Below are 17,324 nucleotides of genomic sequence, written 5' to 3' on the forward strand. Positions count from 1 at the left end.
TCGGGCATTCAGCGGCGCGGGAGCGCAATGACGTGTTCGGCCAGGGTCCGGGCCGGGCCGGTGAGCAGGGTGTCAGGCACCGAATGGTCTTCCCCGTCGATGCTCAGCGACCAGGTGAACGCATCGCGCACCGGTGACGGTGCCTTGGCCTGCTCCAGCGCCCGCAGCTCATCCAGGGCGTCGCGGGCGATGCTGATCCAGGAGGCTTCCTGTTCGTGCCCGGGGTCCTGCGCGTGGAGTTCCAGGATCCCGGTGCGGGGAATCCCGGCGACCCCGCCGGAGCGGGCCACGCGGATGACCAGCACATCGTCGCGGTTCTCAGCCATGGACGGCCTCCCGGACGACGGGTTCGACCCCGACGGCGTCCCAGGCTTCGGCCAGGGCCCGCTCGACGGAGGAGCCGGCTCCGTGGTCGCGGCGGGCCTGGAGCAGGGTCTGTTCGGCGAAGGTGCCGAAGTCCGCGTCCTGCGGCAATGAGCGGGTGGCAATCACGTTGAACCACAGGGACCCGGCGGTTTCCCAGGCGTTGCCGCCCAGCGCGGTGGCGAAGAGGTGGAACGCGTGGTTGGGGATGCCGGAGTTCAGGTGCACCCCGCCGTTGTCCTCGGCCGTGTCCACGTAGCCGGCCATGGTTGCCGGCTGCGGGTCCTTGCCCAGGATCGGGTCGTCGTAGGCGGTGCCCGGGGCGGCCATGGAACGCAGCGCCACGCCCTGGACGGCGTCGGTGAACAGGCCTGCGCCGATCAGCCAGCTGGCCGACGCCGCGTCGTCGCCGGCCACGAACTGCTCCACCAAGGCGCCGAAGACATCGGCGATCGACTCGTTCAGCGCGCCGGACTGGCCCCGGTAGTCCAGGTTGGTGGTGTATTGCAGCAGCCCGTGCCCCAGCTCGTGCGCGATCACCGACAGCGAGGAGGTGAAGGAGTTGAAGACCTCCCCGTCCCCGTCGCCCATGACCATTTGGGTGCCGTCCCAGAACGCGTTGTCGTAGTGCTGCCCGTAGTGCACGGTGCCGCGAAGCACCAGCCCGGCGCCGTCGAGGCTGGAGCGCTTGAACATGTCCGCGAGGAACTCGTAGACCTCGCCCAGCCCGTCGTAGGCGCGGTTCGCGTCCGGATCCTGCCCCGGGTCCTGGCCCTCGGTGCGCGCGGTGGTTCCGGGGGTGGTCTCGGCTCCCTGTGCGTCGGAAATGGCCCGCACCAGGCGTCCGGCGGGGCCCAGCAGGCGGGCGATGTCGGTGTGCGTGGTGGCCCGCTCGTGCAGCAGTGCCTGGTCAAGCAGCAGTGTCCGGCGTGCGCGGGTGGCGATGCGGCGGCGGGTTTCGCGGCCCGGGCCCGCAGGTTCGCCGTGTGCGTCCGGAAGCTCCCGGTCGACTTCGGCCGGCGGGAGCGCGATGAAGTCGCGCATCGCCGTCGGGGCTTCCCATGCCCCGTCGCAGGCGGCCATCGACACCAGCAGGTACGGTGGCACCGCATGGTGCCGGGGGTGGGGTTTTGCGGCTGGAGGTTGGGGTTCCTTGTCCATGGTGCCAACTCTCCCACCGGATCCTGAGCAGCCGTTGTGAGCGCGCTGTGGCCAGGTGCGAAGGCTTTGGCATGTTTCCCGTTCCCCGGTTCGCGGCGATCGCCTGCGGGCACCTGTCCTGGCGGCGCGCGCCGCATGCCCGTCCCCTTGCGGTGTTCGGGCCGGTCGTCGGCTACGTGATGCCGGGAATGCGGATGATCGCGACCTTCTTCGGCCACGTGATCAACGGACGCGTCCGCGGCTCGATGGTTGCGCCCGCGGGGCCTGACCCCGGCGGGCTTCGCGCGGGTCTCGAACAGGGGTTGGGCGTGGTCCGTGATCGTCGCTAAGCTGGGGAGCCAGAAGCCGCGCCTGGCTGCACGAACCTCCGTTCAGTGCGGGCGGGTAGCTGGAGGGGGAAGGAACCCATGGCCAAGGACGAAGACGGCGGGCACGAGCCCGCGGCGGAGCCGTCGTTTAACGATCCGAACGACCCGCGCTGGTCGCAGAACCCGCATGCGGCACCGCCGCGCAACCCGTACCTGGACATGCCGTTGGACGCGCCGCCGGTTGCCGGGGCCCCGAACGGCCGCGGGTACGGATTCGCCGGGCAGGACGCCGGCCAACGGGCGGGCGCCCAGCCCGGCCACCCGCAGCAGCACCCGCCACAGGGCTACCCCCAACCCGGATACCCGATGCCGGTCCAGCAGCCGGCGGGCGCGTTGGCGATCGTGTCGCTGGTGACCGGAATCATCGCGGTGCTCACCGGCGGGATGCTGATTCTTCCCCAGATTGCGGCGGTCATCTGCGGCCACCTGGCGTTGAAGCGGGAACCCCACATGCGCGGGATCGCCATTGCCGGGCTGGTGACCGGCTACCTGATGCTGGGGTTCATCCTGCTGGGGACGCTCTTCCTCATCACCGTGTTTTCCGCCTCGATGGGTTCCTGGTAGCGCAAACCCCTTCGAGGCCACGTGAAAACAGCGGCCGCACCCGGGCTTGGATGCCGGGTGCGGCCGCTGTTTTTTATGCGGGAAGTGCGCGCGAAGGTCCTAGCGGACCTCGCCCATCAGCTTCTTCAGTGCCGGTGCGGACAGCAGCAGGGCAATGCCCAGCACGATCGCGGTGCCGCCCAGGGCCAGGAAGTAGGTGATCTCGTTGCCCTCGGTGTAGAAGCCGGCCAGGATTCCGGCCAGCGTGGTGCCCAGGGACACCGAGAGGAAGAACAGCGCGATCATCTGCGTGCCGAAGGCGGCCGGGGCCAGCTTGGTCGTCACCGACTGGCCGATGGGGCTCAGCAGCAGCTCGGCCAGGGTGCACAGCAGCAGGATCCCGACCAGGGCCAGCAGCGGGGTCTTCTCCAGCGATTCCAGCGGGATGAAGACCAGGAACGCGATGCCGACGATCATCAGCGAGGCGGAGAACTTCGCCACGGTGCCCGGCTGGCGGGTGCCGAGCTTGGTCCACAGGGTGGCGAAGACGCCGGCGAGCACGATGATGAACACCGGGTTGATCGACTGGACCCAGGAAGCGGGCATTTCCCAGCCGAAGATGGTGCGGTCCAGGCGTTCCTCCGAGTACACGGCGATGAACGTGAACTGCTGCTGGAACAGTGCCCAGAACGCGGCCGAGGCGATGTACAGCGGGATGAAGGCCAGCACGTGCTTGCGCTCCACGGTGGTGACGCGCTTGGAGCGCAGCATCAGGGTGAAGTAGATGATGGAGGCCGCGATGACGGCCAGCGCGATGGCGTTGGCCAGCGTTGCCGGGGTGACGATCTTCAGTGCGAAGAGCGCCACGACCACGACGATGAAGGCCACCAGGTACAGCGCGTACTTCTTGCGTGCGCCGGCTGGCAGCGGGTTGGCCACCACGTGGACGGCCGCCGGAAGGTCCTTGCGGCCCATCATGTAGATCCCCACGCCAACGGCCATGCCGACGGCGGCGGCGGCGAAGCCGATGTGGAAGCCCCAGCGCTGGTGCAGGAAGCCGGTGAGCAGCGGGCCGAGCAGGCCGCCGATGTTCACGCCCATGTAGAAGATCGAGAACCCGGCATCGCGGCGGGTGTCTTCCCTGGAGTACAGGGAACCGACCAGGGCCGTGGCGTTGGCCTTGAGCCCGCCGGAGCCCACTGCAACCAGGACCAGGCCGATGGCCAGTCCCAGGGCGCCGGGCAGCGCGGCCAGGGCGATGTGGCCGGCCATGATGATGAACGCCGAGGACAGCAGGACCTTTTCGGAGCCGAGCAGGCGGTCCGCGAGCCAGGCGCCGAGGATGGTGCTCAGGTAGACGGCGCCGCCGTAGGCACCGACCAGCGAGAGCGCCAGGTCCTTGGACAGGCCGAGCCCGCCGTCGACGACGGAGAAGTACATGTAGTACGCCAGGATCGCTTGCATCCCGTAGAAGGAGAAGCGTTCCCACATCTCGATGCTGAACAGGTTCGAGAGCGTTTTGGGGTGGCCGAAGAATCCGGTCGAGGATCGGTCCTTCAGCGGGGTGGATATAGACATGCATTCAATTTTTCGCCCGTGACGTGCGCCATGCCTACTTTGTAGACCAATCTCACATTCTGGTCAGCTGGGCTGCCAGTGCCAGCAGCATGGCCTCGGAGCCCGCCCTGCCGATCATTTGCACGCCCATCGACAATCCTTCGGCGGTGGTGAACGTCGGAACGGTGATGGCCGGAAGCCCGGAGACATTCACCATCGAGGTGTAGGGCGTGTACTGGCATTGGCGCATGTAGTCGGTGTCGGCATCCTGCGAGGTGTAGAAACCGATTTCCGGGGGAGCGAACGCCATCGCCGGGGTGAGCACCACGTCGTAGCGGCCCCACTGGGTGCGGAAGTCCGCGGCGATTTCCGTCAGCCGGGCGGCGGCCTCCACGCTGGTCCGGTGCTCGCGCGCGGTGGCGCGTTCGCGGAAGGACCGGGCCAGGGTCCCCAGCTTCGCCTCGCTGCCCGGCGGGATCGGCGCTGCAGCCAGCCCGCTGGTCCACACCGTGGCAAAGGTTTCGGGGTAGGCGCCGTCGTAGAAGATTTCCGCCTCCTCGAGGTGGTGGCCGCGGGCGCGCAGGGACTTGATTCCCGCATCCAGCGCCCCATGGGCGTCGGATGAGAGCTTGATTGCATACGCCGAGGAGAAGGGGCTGGCGGTGCTGACCCCGACGCGCAGCCCGCGCAGCGCATCCACGGCTCCCTCGCCCAGCGACTCCAGGTAGGTGTCCCGTTGGGGGTCGACCATCGCGTCCATGAGCAGGGCCGCGTCCAGCGCGGTGCGCGCCAGCGGCCCGGAAACCGTGAGCCGCGGTGCCCCGAAGGTGTCGACTGTGCCGTCGAGGATGTCGCTGGGGATGGTTCCGAGTCCGGGCTTGAGTCCGATCAGCCCGCAGGCCGAGGCCGGGATGCGCACCGAGCCGCCGCCGTCGTTGCCGGGGCCGAAGGGCAGCATGCCGGCGGCCACGGCCGCGGCCTCCCCGCCGCTTGAACCCCCGGCGGAGCGGGTCGGGTCCAGCGGGTTGCGGGCGGGCGGTGCCACGTCGTTTTCCGAGTGGCAGCTCAGCCCGAACTCCGGCACCTGGGTCTTGCCCAGCGAGATTGCGCCGGCCCGCGACAACGTCGCCACCAGCGGGGAATCCTTCTGCGCAGGGGCCGGTTCAAATGCCGCGGTCCCGTAGCCGGTGGGCACCCCGGCCACATCGAGCAGGTCCTTGTAGGCCAGCGGCATGCCGTGGAGCATGCCCGGGGCGTGCCCAGCGGCAAGGGCCTCGTCCGCATGCGCTGCGGCGTCCATGGCCTGCTCGGCGGTGACGGTGACGAAGGATCCCAGGGTGGGGTTGAGCGCCTCGATGCGTTCCAGGAAGTGCGCGGCGGCCTCGCGGGCCCCCACTTCCCCGTGTCGCAGCGCATCGCGAAGTTCCAGCGCTGTCAGCTCGGATATCTCGGTCATCATGGACTCCTTTGCAAGCATGTGGCCACCGGTGGCGCCCGCCATTGGGCATTGCCTGTGGGAGGAAGCGGGCTTGGGCCTGACTTGAGACTAGTACGGGTTGGGTGTTGCGGTCCCGTTGCGCCCGTTTGCCCCGGTGAAACGTCCCGCTCGAGGGGCGCAACATCCGCTTCACCGAGGCGGTGGCCGAACACCCCCGGGCGCTAGGCTGGATGCCAACAGGGAATCGGGCGAGCCAAGGGAGAGCCATGAGTGATTTTGAAACGGTTTCAGTAGACCAGGTGCCTGCCGGCGCACTGATCCTGGATGTTCGCGAAGAGTACGAATGGTCCGAGGGGCACGCCGCCGGGGCCATCCACATTCCGCTGGGCGAGCTTCCGGTCCGCTACGAGGAACTCGACCCGGACGAAGACACCTACATCATTTGCCGCACCGGCGGACGCTCGGCGCAGGCCGCCGCGTGGCTGGTCTCGATGGGCTACACCGCGTTCAACATCGCGGGCGGGTCCGGGGCCTGGCTGGAAGCCGGGCTGGCACTCAAGAGCGAAAACGGCCAGGAGCCCAACGTCCGATGATCTATACCTATTTGGGTCCCGCGGGGACCTTCACCGAGGCCGCCCTGCTGCAGGTTCCCGACGCGAGGGATTCCAAGCGCATCCCGGCAGCGAACGTGAATGCCGCCCTGGAGATGGTCCGCACCGGGGAGGCCGACGCGGCCATGGTCCCGATCGAGAATTCGGTCGAGGGCGGGGTCACCACCACGCTCGATGCCATCGCCACCGGCGAGGCCCTGCAAATCATGCGCGAGGCCCTGGTGACCATCACCTTCGTGCTGGCCGTGCGCCAGAACATCGATTCCATCGAGCAGATCCGCACCGTGTCCACCCACGGGCACGCTTGGGCGCAATGCCGCAATTGGGCCGAATCAAACATTCCGCAAGCGGAATTCGTCCCGGCATCCTCGACCGCTGCCGGCGCCCTGGGGTTGCTGGACGACGAGACCACCCACGACGCGGCGATCTGCTCGCCGCTGGTCGCCGAGGAACGCGGGCTGAAGATCCTGCGCACCGGCATCGAGGACAACGCCGGCGCCGTCACCCGTTTTGTGCTGGTGACCCGCCCGGGCCCGATCCCGGCACCGACCGGCGTGGACAAGAGCACCGTCATCCTGCCGCTGGCAGAGGACCGACCGGGCGCCCTGATGGACATCCTGGAACAGTTCGTGGTGCGCGGGGTGAACCTCAGCCGCATCGAGTCGCGTCCCACCGGCGAGGGAATGGGAAAGTACTTCTTCTCCGTGGACGTCGACGGGCACCTGGCCCAGCAACGCGTGGCTGACGCACTGACCGGCCTGCACCGGGTCTGCCCCGACCTGCGCTTCCTGGGGTCCTACCCGGCGGCCCAGGGCCTGTCCTCCTCCGTGGATGCGCACAACTCCGACGACGCGTTCTCCAAGGCGCAGCAGTGGGTTTCCGGGCTCAAGTCCCGCCTGGCAAACTAGCGGCAGCAACAGGGCCGGGCACCGCCGCGAGACCGGATCTCCGGCGGTGTCAGGCCAGCCGGATCTTCAGCGACGCGGGCTTCACCGAAACGCTCAATCCGTTTACGAGCCCCGTGCCGTCGCCGTCGATCTGCGTGTTCATGGGTTCGTGGCACCTCAATGTCAAAGAGGCACTGGGGTAGAAGCCCATCACCGGGATGGCCCCGCGTGCCCTGAAGGCCGTCTTGAGGAAGATCCAGCCCCAGCCGGCGGCGCTGCGCGGGCTGAGCACCACCACGTCCAGCACGCCGTCGTCGATCTTGGCCTCCGGAACCAGATCCAGGCCCTGCAGCTTCCCGCAGTTGGCGAAGAGCACCGAGCGCACGCTACGCGTCTGCTCGTTTCCGCCGTCCAGCGCGATCGAGATCTTCTTGCGCTTGCCCGGCAGGTGCCGGAAACCGGCCTCCGAGTACGCCAGCCAGCCGACCTTGGCCTTGAGCTCCTCGTTGGTGTCGTCCATGACGTCGGCATCCGTGCCGATCCCGGCGATCACCAGGAACGCGTGTTCGCTGCTGCTCCCGTCAACGTGGTTCAGGGTGACCGAGCCGGTGTCGATGGTGCGCACCGGGCCGCGGACGGCCCCGAAGGCGGCGGTGCCGATGTCCTCGAGGGGCACCTCGACGTTGCGGGCCAGCAGGTTCCCGGTGCCCAGCGGAATCAGCCCGAGGGTTGCCTCGGTGCCGCGCAGGACCTCCGCCACGGCGCGGACCGTTCCGTCCCCGCCCGCGGCGATGACCACATCGCATCCGGCCTCCAGCGCCTGGCGTGCGGCCCCCTGGCCCGGATCCTCCACCGTGGACTCCAGCACCAAAGGCTCCACCAAGCCCGCCTCGGCACACACGTGCTGAACCGCGGAGATTGCTTCATCGGTGCCTGACTTGGAAGGATTCACCACCAGTGCGACCTTGAGCGCCGAGGTGGCGACGCCGACCACGGGCGCCAGGGAGGCCGGCCGGTTGCGGTCGACAAGCCGGCGCACGGAGAGCCAGCTAATCGTTGCGGCCGTGCCCGCGGCACCGGCGCTGATCAGGGCAAAGAGTCGATTGCGTTGCATAGTCTCCCCAGACTAACGGGCATTGCTAGGCTTAGGGCGTGATCGACGTAAAACTACTCAGTGAAAATCCAGATACCTTCCGCGCTTCGCAGCGCGCCCGCGGGGCGGATGAGTCCCTGATTGATGCGATTTTGGCCGCCGATTCGGCGCGCCGCGAGTCGATTGCATCCTTTGAGGCGCTGCGTGCCCAACAGAATGCCTTCAGCAAGAGGGTCGGAGCGGCCAAGGGCGAGGAAAAGCAGGCCCTGCTCACCGAGGTCAAGGAGCTCTCGCAGAACGTGAAGGCCGCCCAGGCGGCCTCCGACGAGGCAGCCGCGGCCTACAGCGCGCTGCAGCGCTCCATCCCCAACCTGATCCTGGATGGCGTGCCATCCGGCGGCGAGGACGACTTCACCGTCGTCAAGCACGTGGGCACCCCGCGCGATTTCGCCGCCGAGGGCTTCGAACCGCGCGACCACCTCGAGCTCGGCGAATTGCTCGGCGCGATCGACATGGAACGCGGCGCCAAGGTTTCGGGCTCGCGCTTCTACTTCCTCAAGGGCGTCGGCGCCCGGCTGGAAATCGCGCTCATGAACATGGCCCTGGACCTGGCCCTGCAAAAAGACTTCATCCCGATGATCACCCCGACCCTGGTCCGCCCCGAGACCATGCAGGGCACCGGCTTCGACGTCGAGCACGACGACGAGATCTACAAGCTCGAGCGCGACGACCTGTACCTGGTGGGCACCTCCGAGGTGGCCCTGGCCGGTTACCACGCCAACGAGATCCTTGACCTGTCGGCCGGACCGACCCGCTACGCCGGCTGGTCCTCCTGCTACCGCCGAGAGGCCGGTTCCGCGGGCAAGGACACCCGCGGCATCATCCGCGTGCACCAGTTCAACAAGCTCGAGATGTTCGTCTACTGCTCCCCGGAGGAATCCGAGGCCGAACACGCCAAGCTCCTGGCCCTGGAAGAGGAAATGCTCGCCAAGGTCGAGCTGCCTTACCGCGTCATCGACACCGCGGCCGGGGACCTGGGCATGAGCGCGGCACGCAAGTTCGACTGCGAGGCCTGGGTCCCGACCCAGGACGCGTACCGCGAGCTGACCTCCACCTCCAACTGCACCACCTTCCAGGCCCGCCGCCTGAACATCCGCGAACGCGAAACCGGCGCCGACGGCAAGCCGGGCAAGACCCGCTCGGTGGCAACGCTCAACGGCACCCTGGCGACCACGCGCTGGATTGTCGCGATCCTGGAGCACCACCAGAACGCCGACGGCACCGTGAACGTGCCGGTGGCGCTGCGCCCGTACCTGGGTGGCATGGAAGTGCTTCCCGTCCTGTAGGACACCGCGCCACGTGCGCCGGAAGAACCCGAAGGGGGATGCGGACGATGCCGCATCCCCCTTCGGCGTTTGGTGCGCATTCCCGCCCCGGCGGCACCGCGGGTTCGGGGGAGGTTCACCCATCGTTCAGGACACATTGTGGTTTGGCTCATGTCGGGAACCGGAATTTGATGCTTCACTGGATGAATGACAGTTATGACAAGAACCGGCATCGAAGACCGGTCAGAAGCAACCGAAACCTACATGATCTGCCTTGACGTCGACGGCACCCTGGTCAACCACGACGGGGAAATGAGCCAAGCGGTCAAGGACGCGGCGCGCGCCATCGTCGCGGCGGGCCACGAGGTCGTTATTTCCACCGGCCGTTCGCTCGGGGCGACCCTGCCGGTCATCCAGATGCTCGGCATCGAAAGCGGCTACGCGGTGTGCTGCAACGGCGGGGTGACCGCCCGCATCGACTTGTCCCTGGAGGACGGCTACGAGGTCGTCGAACGCAAGACCTTCGACCCGGCCCCCGCCCTGCGCGCGCTGGTCAAGGCGATGCCCACCGCCAAGTACGCACTGGAAGACGACCAGGGGCAATTCCTTTCCACCGAACGCTTCCAGGATGCCAGCTTCGGCGTTGTCGCCACCCCGGTGCCGCTCGATGCGATGCTCGCGGCCACCGCGGTGCGCCTGGTGGTCTTCTCCACCGACTCGACCGCCGAGGAATTCGGCGAGGCAGTCGGCGCCATGGGCCTGTCCGGTGTCACCTACTCCGTGGGCTGGACCGCCTGGCTGGACATCGCCGCCGAGGGCGTCACCAAGGCCAGCGGCCTTGAGGTGCTGCGCGAGAAGCACGGGTTCGACATCGGGGCAACCATTGCCGTGGGCGATGGCCGCAACGACATCGAGATGCTCGCCTGGGCAGGCCGCGGCGTGGCCATGGGCCAGGCCCCGGACGAGGTCAAGGCCGTGGCCGACGAGATTGCCGCGGGTGTGGACGACGACGGGCTGGCAACGGTGCTGCAGGAGATCCTGGGCGAGGCCGTCCGCGCCTGAGCACGCCCGGCCAACAGCCGCACCGACGGATCGTCGCCCGCGCCGGGGAATCCTCCCCGCCTGCGAGCGGCGATCCGCCGCGTTAACGGCCCCGCAGTTCCCCGGCTCCGGCGGAACACCTCCCAAGTGCCCTGTCCATGGCGGCAGTGCAGGAGACGCACCGGCCTCGGGAAGGAAAAGCCCGGGTGCCGACCGGAAATCGCCAGGGCCCCTTGGTGCAGGCGGAATTCTTTGGGGAAAGAAGCCGCCGATATTTTATCCAATCGGTGTTTTTGCCGAGCGGGTTCCGGGCCTTGCGTTCGGCGGCCCGTCGCACGTCTCGTGCGCCCGGGATGCCCGCCCGTCGCGCGGCACACAACGGCGCCGACCGCCCCGGGCGATTCGACTGGCTATGCTTAAACCCATGAAACGCGCCGGAACCCTTGCCCTGTCCCTGCTCGGTGCCGCGGCGCTGCTGGCCGGGTGCACCTCCCCGGACGTCATCTGCAACACCGGGGAGCCGAGCATCGAGGACGCCATGGACCATCTGGTGGCCTCCACGCTGGCCGGGGACCAGGTCGAGGTCTGCCGGGTGACCACCACGGGCGGGACCGACACCGTGGGGGAGCAATTCGATCGACTGGCGGCGCAGCTGAAGGACCTGGGGGTCGCGGCCGATTTCACGGTGAAGCCCGTGCCGGATTCGACCATGGGGCAGTGGTCCGAACTGACCCTGAGCACGCCCAGCCACCCGGAAGGGGAACGCTTCGACGTGTTCGAGCGCGGCGGGAAGTACACGATCGGGTGGCTCGAGTTCGAGCAGGACCCGCTGCCGTCCCCGTCCGCGACGAAGTAGCGTTGCCTTCCGGCTCTGCCGATCTCAGATGGCGAAGAGGCCGATGACCACGCCCATCACCAGGAATGTCACCAGCTCGTGGAGGCAGTTCAACGCGGTCAGCCCCACGGGCCGGCCCTCGAAGGCGTCGTGGGTGATGAAGCGCGCGGCGGTGAACCCGCCCCAGAGGATTAGTGCTGTCAGCAGCGCGTTGGTGAGGTAGGACCCGCCATAGAAGTCAAAGGACAGGTACGTCGCCCCGGCCAGGACCCAGGCGCTGATGAAGCTGACGACGAGGGTCACCAGGATCGGGACGACGGCGCTCTTGCCGCTGCCGGGAGTCACCTTGGCCACCCGCATCCAATAGTTGCCGAAAACCTTCGGGGTGTACCAGATGCTGCCGACCACCATGGTCGAAATCGTGGCCACAATTACGGCGATCCAATTAATTTCCGGAACCATCGTTTGCTCCTCGTGCCATCGTGCGGGGCCGTGTCACCGGTCCCGGCGTGCGGGTCATCAGTATCGCCGATACTACGGCCAGAACCACTGGTTGACTAGGGAACCGGGGATTCCCGGCGGGCTAGGTCCCGGCCGGGGCGTCGGGGGTTTCGCTCCAGTGCAGCAACCGGGCGGCCGCGGGCCGCGCCGCCCACTCCTCGACCCATGCCGAGCGGACCACTGCCTTGGAAACGGCCTGGGCGCTGATGCCCAGCTCGGCGGCGACATGCTTTTGCTGGCCGCGCACCCCCGGGGTGAGCAGGTCGAGCACGGCCCACTCGGCGGCGCTGCGGGTGCTGACAATCTGCCCGAGCAGGCGCAGCACCGCCTCGGCCTCGCCGGCGATGGCCGCCTCGGGGCCGACGACACTCAGTGGTATCCGTTCCCCGGTGTGCTCGGAACGCTCCACGGCCGTGTGCGCATAACCCAGCGCGGTGCCCTGGAGGTATTGCGCCTCGCGGGGCACCGGTTCGTACAGGCTGCCCACGCCGAGGCCGACCACCCAGTGGTGGCTGCGCAGCGCCCTCAGCACCGCGTCAACCGCGTCCTCGGCACGCTCGGGGACCCCGACCAGCACGGCGGGGCCGGAGCGCTGGAACGGCGCAAGCGTCGGGACGTGCGAGAGGGTGCGCAGCATTTCATCGCCGAGGTCGCCGTCGGCGCGTCGATCGCGTTGTTTCAGGGTTACGACATACACATTCACAATTATGCAGCGAAACCCGGCGTTCGTCTGGATGAACGCGGGTTTCCATGCGGCCGCGAGGTGGCCGCCGGCGGTTGCGGTGCTACGGGGCGGTTGTGGGGACTTCCGCTGCGGGAGCCTGCGTGCGGAGCTCGATGATGCAGAAGCGCAGGAAAAGCTGGGTGACCGGTCCAATGGCCACGGCGTACAGGACGGTTCCGAATCCGACGATGCCGCCCAGCAGCCAGCCAATGGCCAGCACGATGACCTCGACGCCGGTGCGCGCCACGCGCAGGCTGATTCCGGTGCGCGCATGCAGTCCCGTCATCAATCCGTCGCGCGGGCCCGGGCCAAGTTGGCTGCCGATGTACAGCCCGCCCCCGAGTCCGTTCACCAGCAGTGCGCCGATGAACATGGCCAGTTGTGCGGGCAGGCCATGGGCCTCGGGAATGAACGCCAACCCGATGTCGGCAGCGATGCCAAGCCAGATGACGTTGGCGATGGTGCCCAGGCCGGGCATCTGCCGCAACGGGATCCAGAGCAGCAGCACGATGAACCCGAAGATGATCACCACGGTGCCCAGGCTGAGCCCGGTGTGCAGGGTGACGCCGTAGTGGAGCACGTCCCACGGGGCCAGCCCGAGACCCGAACGGACGAATCCGGCCATCGCCACGCCAAACAACGTGAGACCCACAAAGAGCTGGATGAGGCGCAGCGGAAGCCGTCCGGCCCTCAACTGCGCGAGCGGGGTCAACTGGGCAAGTTCACGTTGGGCTGGCTTGGTCATGCATCCAGCATGTCGCACAACCTGCGAGTGGGAAAATTTCCCGTCATGATGTGGCCTGCGGCACCGAATCGAGGGTCTTGGGCGGCCTTTCGGGGCCGCGTTTTCCTAGAAGAGGGTGGTTTGGTTTTGCGGCCAGTAGGAGTTGCGGCGTGGGATCTGCTCGGGGTCCAAGTGCCTGGGCAAAAGGACGTGGGGGAGCCCGTTGTGGATCAGCAGTTGCAGCAGGCCGTTGTCGGCCATGTGGTGGTGGCAGGTGCATCCGGGGGTCAGCCCGGCGACGCTGGTGCCTCCGCCGGCCGCCCAGCCATCGATGTGGCACATCTCCAGGTGTTCGGGCGGGACGCTGCAGCCGGGGTAGAAGCAGCCGCCGTCGCGGGCCAGCACGGCGCGCCGGATGGTGTCGTTGGCCAGCCGCATTTCCCGCCCGACGTCGAGGACCTCGCTTTGCCCGCCCAGCACGATCGGGATGGCGCCGTCGGTGGCCAGTCGCCGGCGGATCTCGCCAATGGGGATTTCCAGTCCGTTGGCGCTCCAGCCGTTGCCCTTGGCAAGGCCCAGGAGGGTTTCGAGGCGGCAGTGGATGACCAGCTGGGCGGTGGGCAGCCCGGTGGTGCCCCGGGGCAAGGCGCCCTGCGGTGCCCGCATGAGGTTGAGCAGCAGCTGGAGGTGTCGCTGGGCCGTGGTGAGTCCGTCCGGTCCGAGTCCCGGAGGGGAGCCGGGGTCCGGGTCCGGGAATGTTTCGGCGTTTCCGGGGCGGGTGAACCAATCCGGGCCGCCCGGGGGAGCCATGGCGGTGCCCGGTTCGGGCCCGGGTGCCTGGCCGGTGCCATCCGTGGTGGTTCCGGGGTTTCCCGCGCCGTTTCCGGTGGCTGCGGCGGTGGTGTCGGGGTTCCCGGTGCCGTTCCCGGCGGTGGGGGACATGCCGGTGGCCGAGGCGGTGAGCCCCTGGCGGTTGCCGGCCAGGGTCCGGGGATTGTCGGCGGCGGCGAAGTGGGAGAGGAAGACCTCGGCGTCGGCGTTGCGCATGCAGGCGGACATGTAGGTGTAGTGCCGGGTGCGTTTGGTGACGGTGATGCCGGTCCGTTCGCGGATTTCCGCCGGCGACGGGGGCTGCCCGGCGTCGGGGGAGTCGTCGAGTTCATCGCCGATGCCCGCCAGCAGCCGGCTGGTGTCCTTCGGGATGCCGGCGGCCACGGAACCGGCGACCTTCTCCTCGATCCGGGCGGCGAGGTCCCCGGGGGAGAGCTGGCGGGCGATGGCGTGGGAAAGCGTGTCGAGTCGGCGGGCCGCGGAGGCGACCGGTCCCAGGCGTGAGGCCCCGGTCTCCAGCGTCTCGGCGAGCCTGGGGTAGCGCGGTCCGGTGGGGTTGCCGTGGACATCGGTGCCCGGCAGCAGGCAGTTGGCGGCGTGCAGGCGGTGCAGGGCCAGTGTGCGGGGGATGCGCAGGTCGTGTTCCAGGAATCCGGCGGTGTCCTGGAACGGCATGATGCCGGTCGGGGCGGTGGCCGGGTCCGCGGGCAGTTCCCGGTTCCCGGCGATGAACGCGGACGGGTCGGCGGCGATGGCGCGTACTTCGTCCAGGGACTCGGGCCCCAGGTCCTGGACCAGGGTGCGTTGGGCGGCGCGGGCGGCGCGAAGCTGGGTGATTTCGCCTCGCTGGTGGGCGCGTTCGACGGTGTGGGCGAGCAGCGCTGCCTGGGCGGGGGAGGTGGTCTCGGCGGCCAGTTCGGCGGCGAGGGCCGCGGCCCGCAACTCCAGGGCTGCCAGCAGGCGCAGCTTGTCGACCGGCGACACTGGGTGTCCCGGCTCGCCACCGGTGGTGGTGAGGGCGTCGATAAGCTGGCGTGTTTCCATGGCACCAGTGTGCGCCGCGGGGACGGCGGGGCGCGGAAGGGTGCCGGGGACCTGTGGAGGCAGGTCCGGACAGCATGTGCGGGAAAGCAAAAAGGTTGGATCCGAACATCGCGCCGGTGGCGCAACTTTCGGACCCAACCTTTGGGCGATTGCCCCGGAGCGGTTAGGCCTGGGCCTTGAAGCGCTCGATCGAACGCTCGAGCTCGGCCTCGGCCGCTGCGCGGCCCTCCCAGCCCTCGGCCTTGACCCACTTGCCCGGCTCCAGGTCCTTGTAGCGCAGGAAGAAGTGCTCGATTTCCTTGATGAGCCAGCCGTCGAGGTCCTCGAATTCCTGGATGTGGTCGAAGCGCTTGTCGGCCGGGACGCACACGAGCTTGGCGTCTCCGCCGCCGTCGTCGGTCATGTTGAACACGGCGATCGGGCGGGACTCCACCACGACGCCCGGGAACAGGTCCACGCCCGGGATGAAGACCAGTGCGTCCAGCGGGTCGCCGTCTTCGCCCAGGGTGTCATCGAAGAAACCGTAGTGCGTCGGGTACTGCATGGAGGTGAAGAGAACACGATCCAGGCGCAGGCGGTGGGTCTCGTGGTCGATCTCGTACTTCACGCGCGATCCGGCTGGGATCTCGATGGTGACGTCATGGCTCATGAAAGGTCTCCTCGCTTTCGTGACCAGTGGCACGTCCGGAAGCGGGCGCATCCGATTGCCGTCTAGTCTTAGGTAACTGCGCTTAAGGGTATATGGCGCACGGGGACTACGACGATTTCTAAGGATGCCGGATGAAACAAGCGCTCCAATTCCTGCGCCTGGGTATTGCGGTGTTGGTTGCCGGCCTGGTAATGGGCCTGGTGGCATTCTTTGTCGTCCCGGTGGCGTTCCCCGGCGCCGCTGCGGAGCCGGCTCCGGAACCACAGAAACCCGCTCTGCTGGCCGCCGCCGACCCCACGGCACTGCCGCACCTTGACCCCGCGGCCCCGGCCCCGAACCCGGCGGCCCTGAAAACCGTCTTGGATGCCGCGCTGTCCTCCGGCGGGGACGGCACCACTGTCACCGCGAGCGTCATCGACGTGGCCGGCGGCGAGGAACTGTATTCGCGCTCCGGAGGGCAGCCGGGCATCCCGGCCTCGAGCCTGAAGGTGCTCACGGCCATCGCGGCCACCCAGGACATCGGCGAGGACCACCGCTTCACCACCACGGCGATGCTCAAGGACCCGAACACCGTGGTGCTGGTCGGCGGGGGAGACGTGCTGCTGGGGGCCGGGGGCGACTCGGAGTCCATTATCGGCCGGGCCGGGCTGGGAACGCTGGCACAACGCACGGCCACCGCGCTGCGCAAGGCCCGTGCCGCTGGCCAGGCGGGAGAGACGGTGCGCGTCGAGCTGGACGAGTCGCTCTTTGCCGGTGCGGCGCTGAACCCCGACTGGGACGCCTCGTTGGTGACCACGCACAACATCTCCCCGATCTCGCCGATCGCCATGTACGGGGCCCGCGCCACCCGGGATGCGAACGCGCCACGGGTGGCCGATCCGGGCATGCATGCCGCAACGGTGTTTGCCAAGGAGCTTCGGGCGGCCGTGGCCGCGGCCGGGGGCGGGATGCAGGTTGCCGCCGAGGTGGTGCGGGCCGAGCCCGGAACCCCGGGCACCGAGCTGGCGTCGGTGGCCTCGGCGACCGTCGGGGAGCAGGTGCGGTTCATGCTGGAGGTCTCGGACAACTACGTCGCCGAGGTGCTGGGGCGGCTGGTGGCCGTAGCCCAGGAGCAGCCCGGGGACTATTCCCACGGGGCGGCCGCCGTGGCGCAAACCATCGCCGGGCTGGGCATCGACACCACCGGCATGCACCTGGTGGACACCTCCGGGCTGGCCGGGGCTACCCGGGTCACCCCGCTGACCCTGGCCCGCGCCCTGGAATACGCCGCCACCTCCGAGCACGCCGCACTGCGCAACCTCAGCTACCGGCTGCCGGTCGCCGGTGCCACCGGCACCCTGGCCTCGCGGCTGGGTTCCGGCGGCACCCGCGGGGTGGTGCGCGCCAAGACCGGATCGCTCATGGAGGTCTCCAGCCTCAGCGGGCTCACCGTGACCCGGGATGGGCGGGTGCTGGCCTTTTCCTTCTTCGTGCACACCAACGACCGGACCATCGCGCCGCACAAGGGCCTGCTCGATGCGGCCGCGGCGGCGCTGACCGGCTGCGGCTGCCGCTGAGCCCTCCAACCCGGCCCGCCGCCGGGCCAGGGATTTTTTGCCTAGCGCGCAATCCCGCCGCACGGGCCAAAAG

General features: G+C 68.6%; 18 protein-coding genes. 8 read left to right on the top strand and 10 right to left on the bottom strand.

Features of this window, described 5'->3' with window-relative positions:
• Positions 1 to 8: 8 nt before the first annotated feature.
• Both BLJ79_RS18490 and BLJ79_RS18495 read right to left on the bottom strand, forming a co-directional pair.
• A complete protein-coding gene (locus BLJ79_RS18490; protein ID WP_071216251.1) occupies positions 9 to 326 on the bottom strand; it encodes a protealysin inhibitor emfourin in 318 nt (105 codons plus the stop codon).
• Positions 319 to 1,524, bottom strand: a complete 1,206-nt coding sequence (locus tag BLJ79_RS18495; protein ID WP_071216252.1) for a M4 family metallopeptidase — start codon at positions 1,522 to 1,524, stop codon at positions 319 to 321. The genes BLJ79_RS18490 and BLJ79_RS18495 overlap by 8 nt, the downstream gene beginning before the upstream one ends.
• Positions 1,525 to 1,595: 71 nt before the next feature.
• On the opposite strand from BLJ79_RS18495, the gene BLJ79_RS18500 reads away from it, so the two are divergent.
• Both BLJ79_RS18500 and BLJ79_RS18505 read left to right on the top strand, forming a co-directional pair.
• Entirely contained in the window at positions 1,596 to 1,853 is a 258-nt protein-coding gene (locus BLJ79_RS18500) for a hypothetical protein (protein ID WP_071216253.1), read from the top strand.
• Between the two features lie 78 nt (positions 1,854 to 1,931).
• Entirely contained in the window at positions 1,932 to 2,456 is a 525-nt protein-coding gene (locus tag BLJ79_RS18505) for a DUF4190 domain-containing protein (protein ID WP_071216254.1), read from the top strand.
• Between the two features lie 99 nt (positions 2,457 to 2,555).
• Here BLJ79_RS18505 and BLJ79_RS18510 read toward each other — a convergent pair whose 3' ends face one another.
• On the bottom strand, positions 2,556 to 4,013 hold the full coding sequence (locus BLJ79_RS18510; protein WP_083411463.1) for a peptide MFS transporter: 1,458 nt from the start codon (positions 4,011 to 4,013) through the stop codon (positions 2,556 to 2,558).
• A gap of 52 nt (positions 4,014 to 4,065) precedes the next feature.
• On the bottom strand, positions 4,066 to 5,448 hold the full coding sequence (locus tag BLJ79_RS18515) for an amidase (RefSeq protein WP_071216287.1): 1,383 nt from the start codon (positions 5,446 to 5,448) through the stop codon (positions 4,066 to 4,068).
• A gap of 248 nt (positions 5,449 to 5,696) precedes the next feature.
• Here BLJ79_RS18515 and BLJ79_RS18520 point away from each other — a divergent pair, with 248 nt between their 5' ends.
• Together BLJ79_RS18520 and pheA are read left to right on the top strand one after the other, a co-directional pair.
• Positions 5,697 to 6,023 (top strand): rhodanese-like domain-containing protein, encoded by a 327-nt coding sequence (locus tag BLJ79_RS18520; RefSeq protein ID WP_071216255.1) that lies wholly within the window; start codon positions 5,697 to 5,699, stop codon positions 6,021 to 6,023.
• Positions 6,020 to 6,949 (top strand): prephenate dehydratase, encoded by a 930-nt coding sequence (gene pheA, locus BLJ79_RS18525; protein WP_071216256.1) that lies wholly within the window; start codon positions 6,020 to 6,022, stop codon positions 6,947 to 6,949. Before BLJ79_RS18520 ends, pheA begins: the two co-directional genes overlap by 4 nt.
• A 49-nt stretch (positions 6,950 to 6,998) precedes the next feature.
• On the opposite strand, the gene BLJ79_RS18530 is transcribed toward pheA, so the two are convergent.
• Entirely contained in the window at positions 6,999 to 8,042 is a 1,044-nt protein-coding gene (locus BLJ79_RS18530) for a diacylglycerol/lipid kinase family protein (protein ID WP_071216257.1), read from the bottom strand.
• 38 nt (positions 8,043 to 8,080) lie between these two features.
• Between BLJ79_RS18530 and serS the strand changes: the two genes are divergently transcribed.
• From serS to BLJ79_RS18545, 3 genes are all read left to right on the top strand, one after another.
• The gene (serS, locus tag BLJ79_RS18535; protein ID WP_071216258.1) at positions 8,081 to 9,367 is read left to right on the top strand and encodes a serine--tRNA ligase; all 1,287 of its coding nucleotides are present in this window, start codon (positions 8,081 to 8,083) and stop codon (positions 9,365 to 9,367) included.
• A 186-nt stretch (positions 9,368 to 9,553) separates the two neighbouring features.
• Positions 9,554 to 10,408, top strand: coding sequence for an HAD family hydrolase (locus BLJ79_RS18540; RefSeq protein WP_071216259.1), 855 nt, complete (start codon positions 9,554 to 9,556; stop codon positions 10,406 to 10,408).
• A gap of 403 nt (positions 10,409 to 10,811) precedes the next feature.
• Positions 10,812 to 11,243 carry a hypothetical protein gene (locus tag BLJ79_RS18545; protein ID WP_071216260.1) on the top strand — a complete coding sequence of 144 codons (432 nt, stop codon included), beginning with the start codon at positions 10,812 to 10,814 and terminating at the stop codon, positions 11,241 to 11,243.
• 24 nt (positions 11,244 to 11,267) lie between these two features.
• On the opposite strand, the gene BLJ79_RS18550 is transcribed toward BLJ79_RS18545, so the two are convergent.
• From BLJ79_RS18550 to BLJ79_RS18570, 5 genes are all read right to left on the bottom strand, one after another.
• The gene (locus tag BLJ79_RS18550; protein WP_071216261.1) at positions 11,268 to 11,684 is read right to left on the bottom strand and encodes a DUF1761 domain-containing protein; all 417 of its coding nucleotides are present in this window, start codon (positions 11,682 to 11,684) and stop codon (positions 11,268 to 11,270) included.
• Positions 11,685 to 11,805: 121 nt separating this feature from the next.
• Positions 11,806 to 12,420, bottom strand: coding sequence for a hypothetical protein (locus BLJ79_RS18555; protein WP_071216262.1), 615 nt, complete (start codon positions 12,418 to 12,420; stop codon positions 11,806 to 11,808).
• 88 nt (positions 12,421 to 12,508) lie between these two features.
• Positions 12,509 to 13,192, bottom strand: coding sequence for a membrane protein YczE (yczE, locus tag BLJ79_RS18560; protein WP_071216263.1), 684 nt, complete (start codon positions 13,190 to 13,192; stop codon positions 12,509 to 12,511).
• A gap of 105 nt (positions 13,193 to 13,297) precedes the next feature.
• The gene (locus tag BLJ79_RS18565) at positions 13,298 to 15,046 is read right to left on the bottom strand and encodes an HNH endonuclease signature motif containing protein (protein WP_071216264.1); all 1,749 of its coding nucleotides are present in this window, start codon (positions 15,044 to 15,046) and stop codon (positions 13,298 to 13,300) included.
• 163 nt (positions 15,047 to 15,209) lie between these two features.
• Complete coding sequence (locus BLJ79_RS18570; protein ID WP_071216265.1) at positions 15,210 to 15,695, bottom strand: inorganic diphosphatase; 486 nt, start codon at positions 15,693 to 15,695, stop codon at positions 15,210 to 15,212.
• Positions 15,696 to 15,826: 131 nt separating this feature from the next.
• Between BLJ79_RS18570 and dacB the strand changes: the two genes are divergently transcribed.
• On the top strand, positions 15,827 to 17,251 hold the full coding sequence (gene dacB / locus BLJ79_RS18575) for a D-alanyl-D-alanine carboxypeptidase/D-alanyl-D-alanine endopeptidase (protein ID WP_071216266.1): 1,425 nt from the start codon (positions 15,827 to 15,829) through the stop codon (positions 17,249 to 17,251).
• Positions 17,252 to 17,324 lie beyond the last annotated feature (73 nt).

Origin of the sequence: Arthrobacter sp. UCD-GKA (assembly GCF_001863355.1) — a bacterium.
Taxonomy (GTDB): domain Bacteria; phylum Actinomycetota; class Actinomycetes; order Actinomycetales; family Micrococcaceae; genus Paeniglutamicibacter.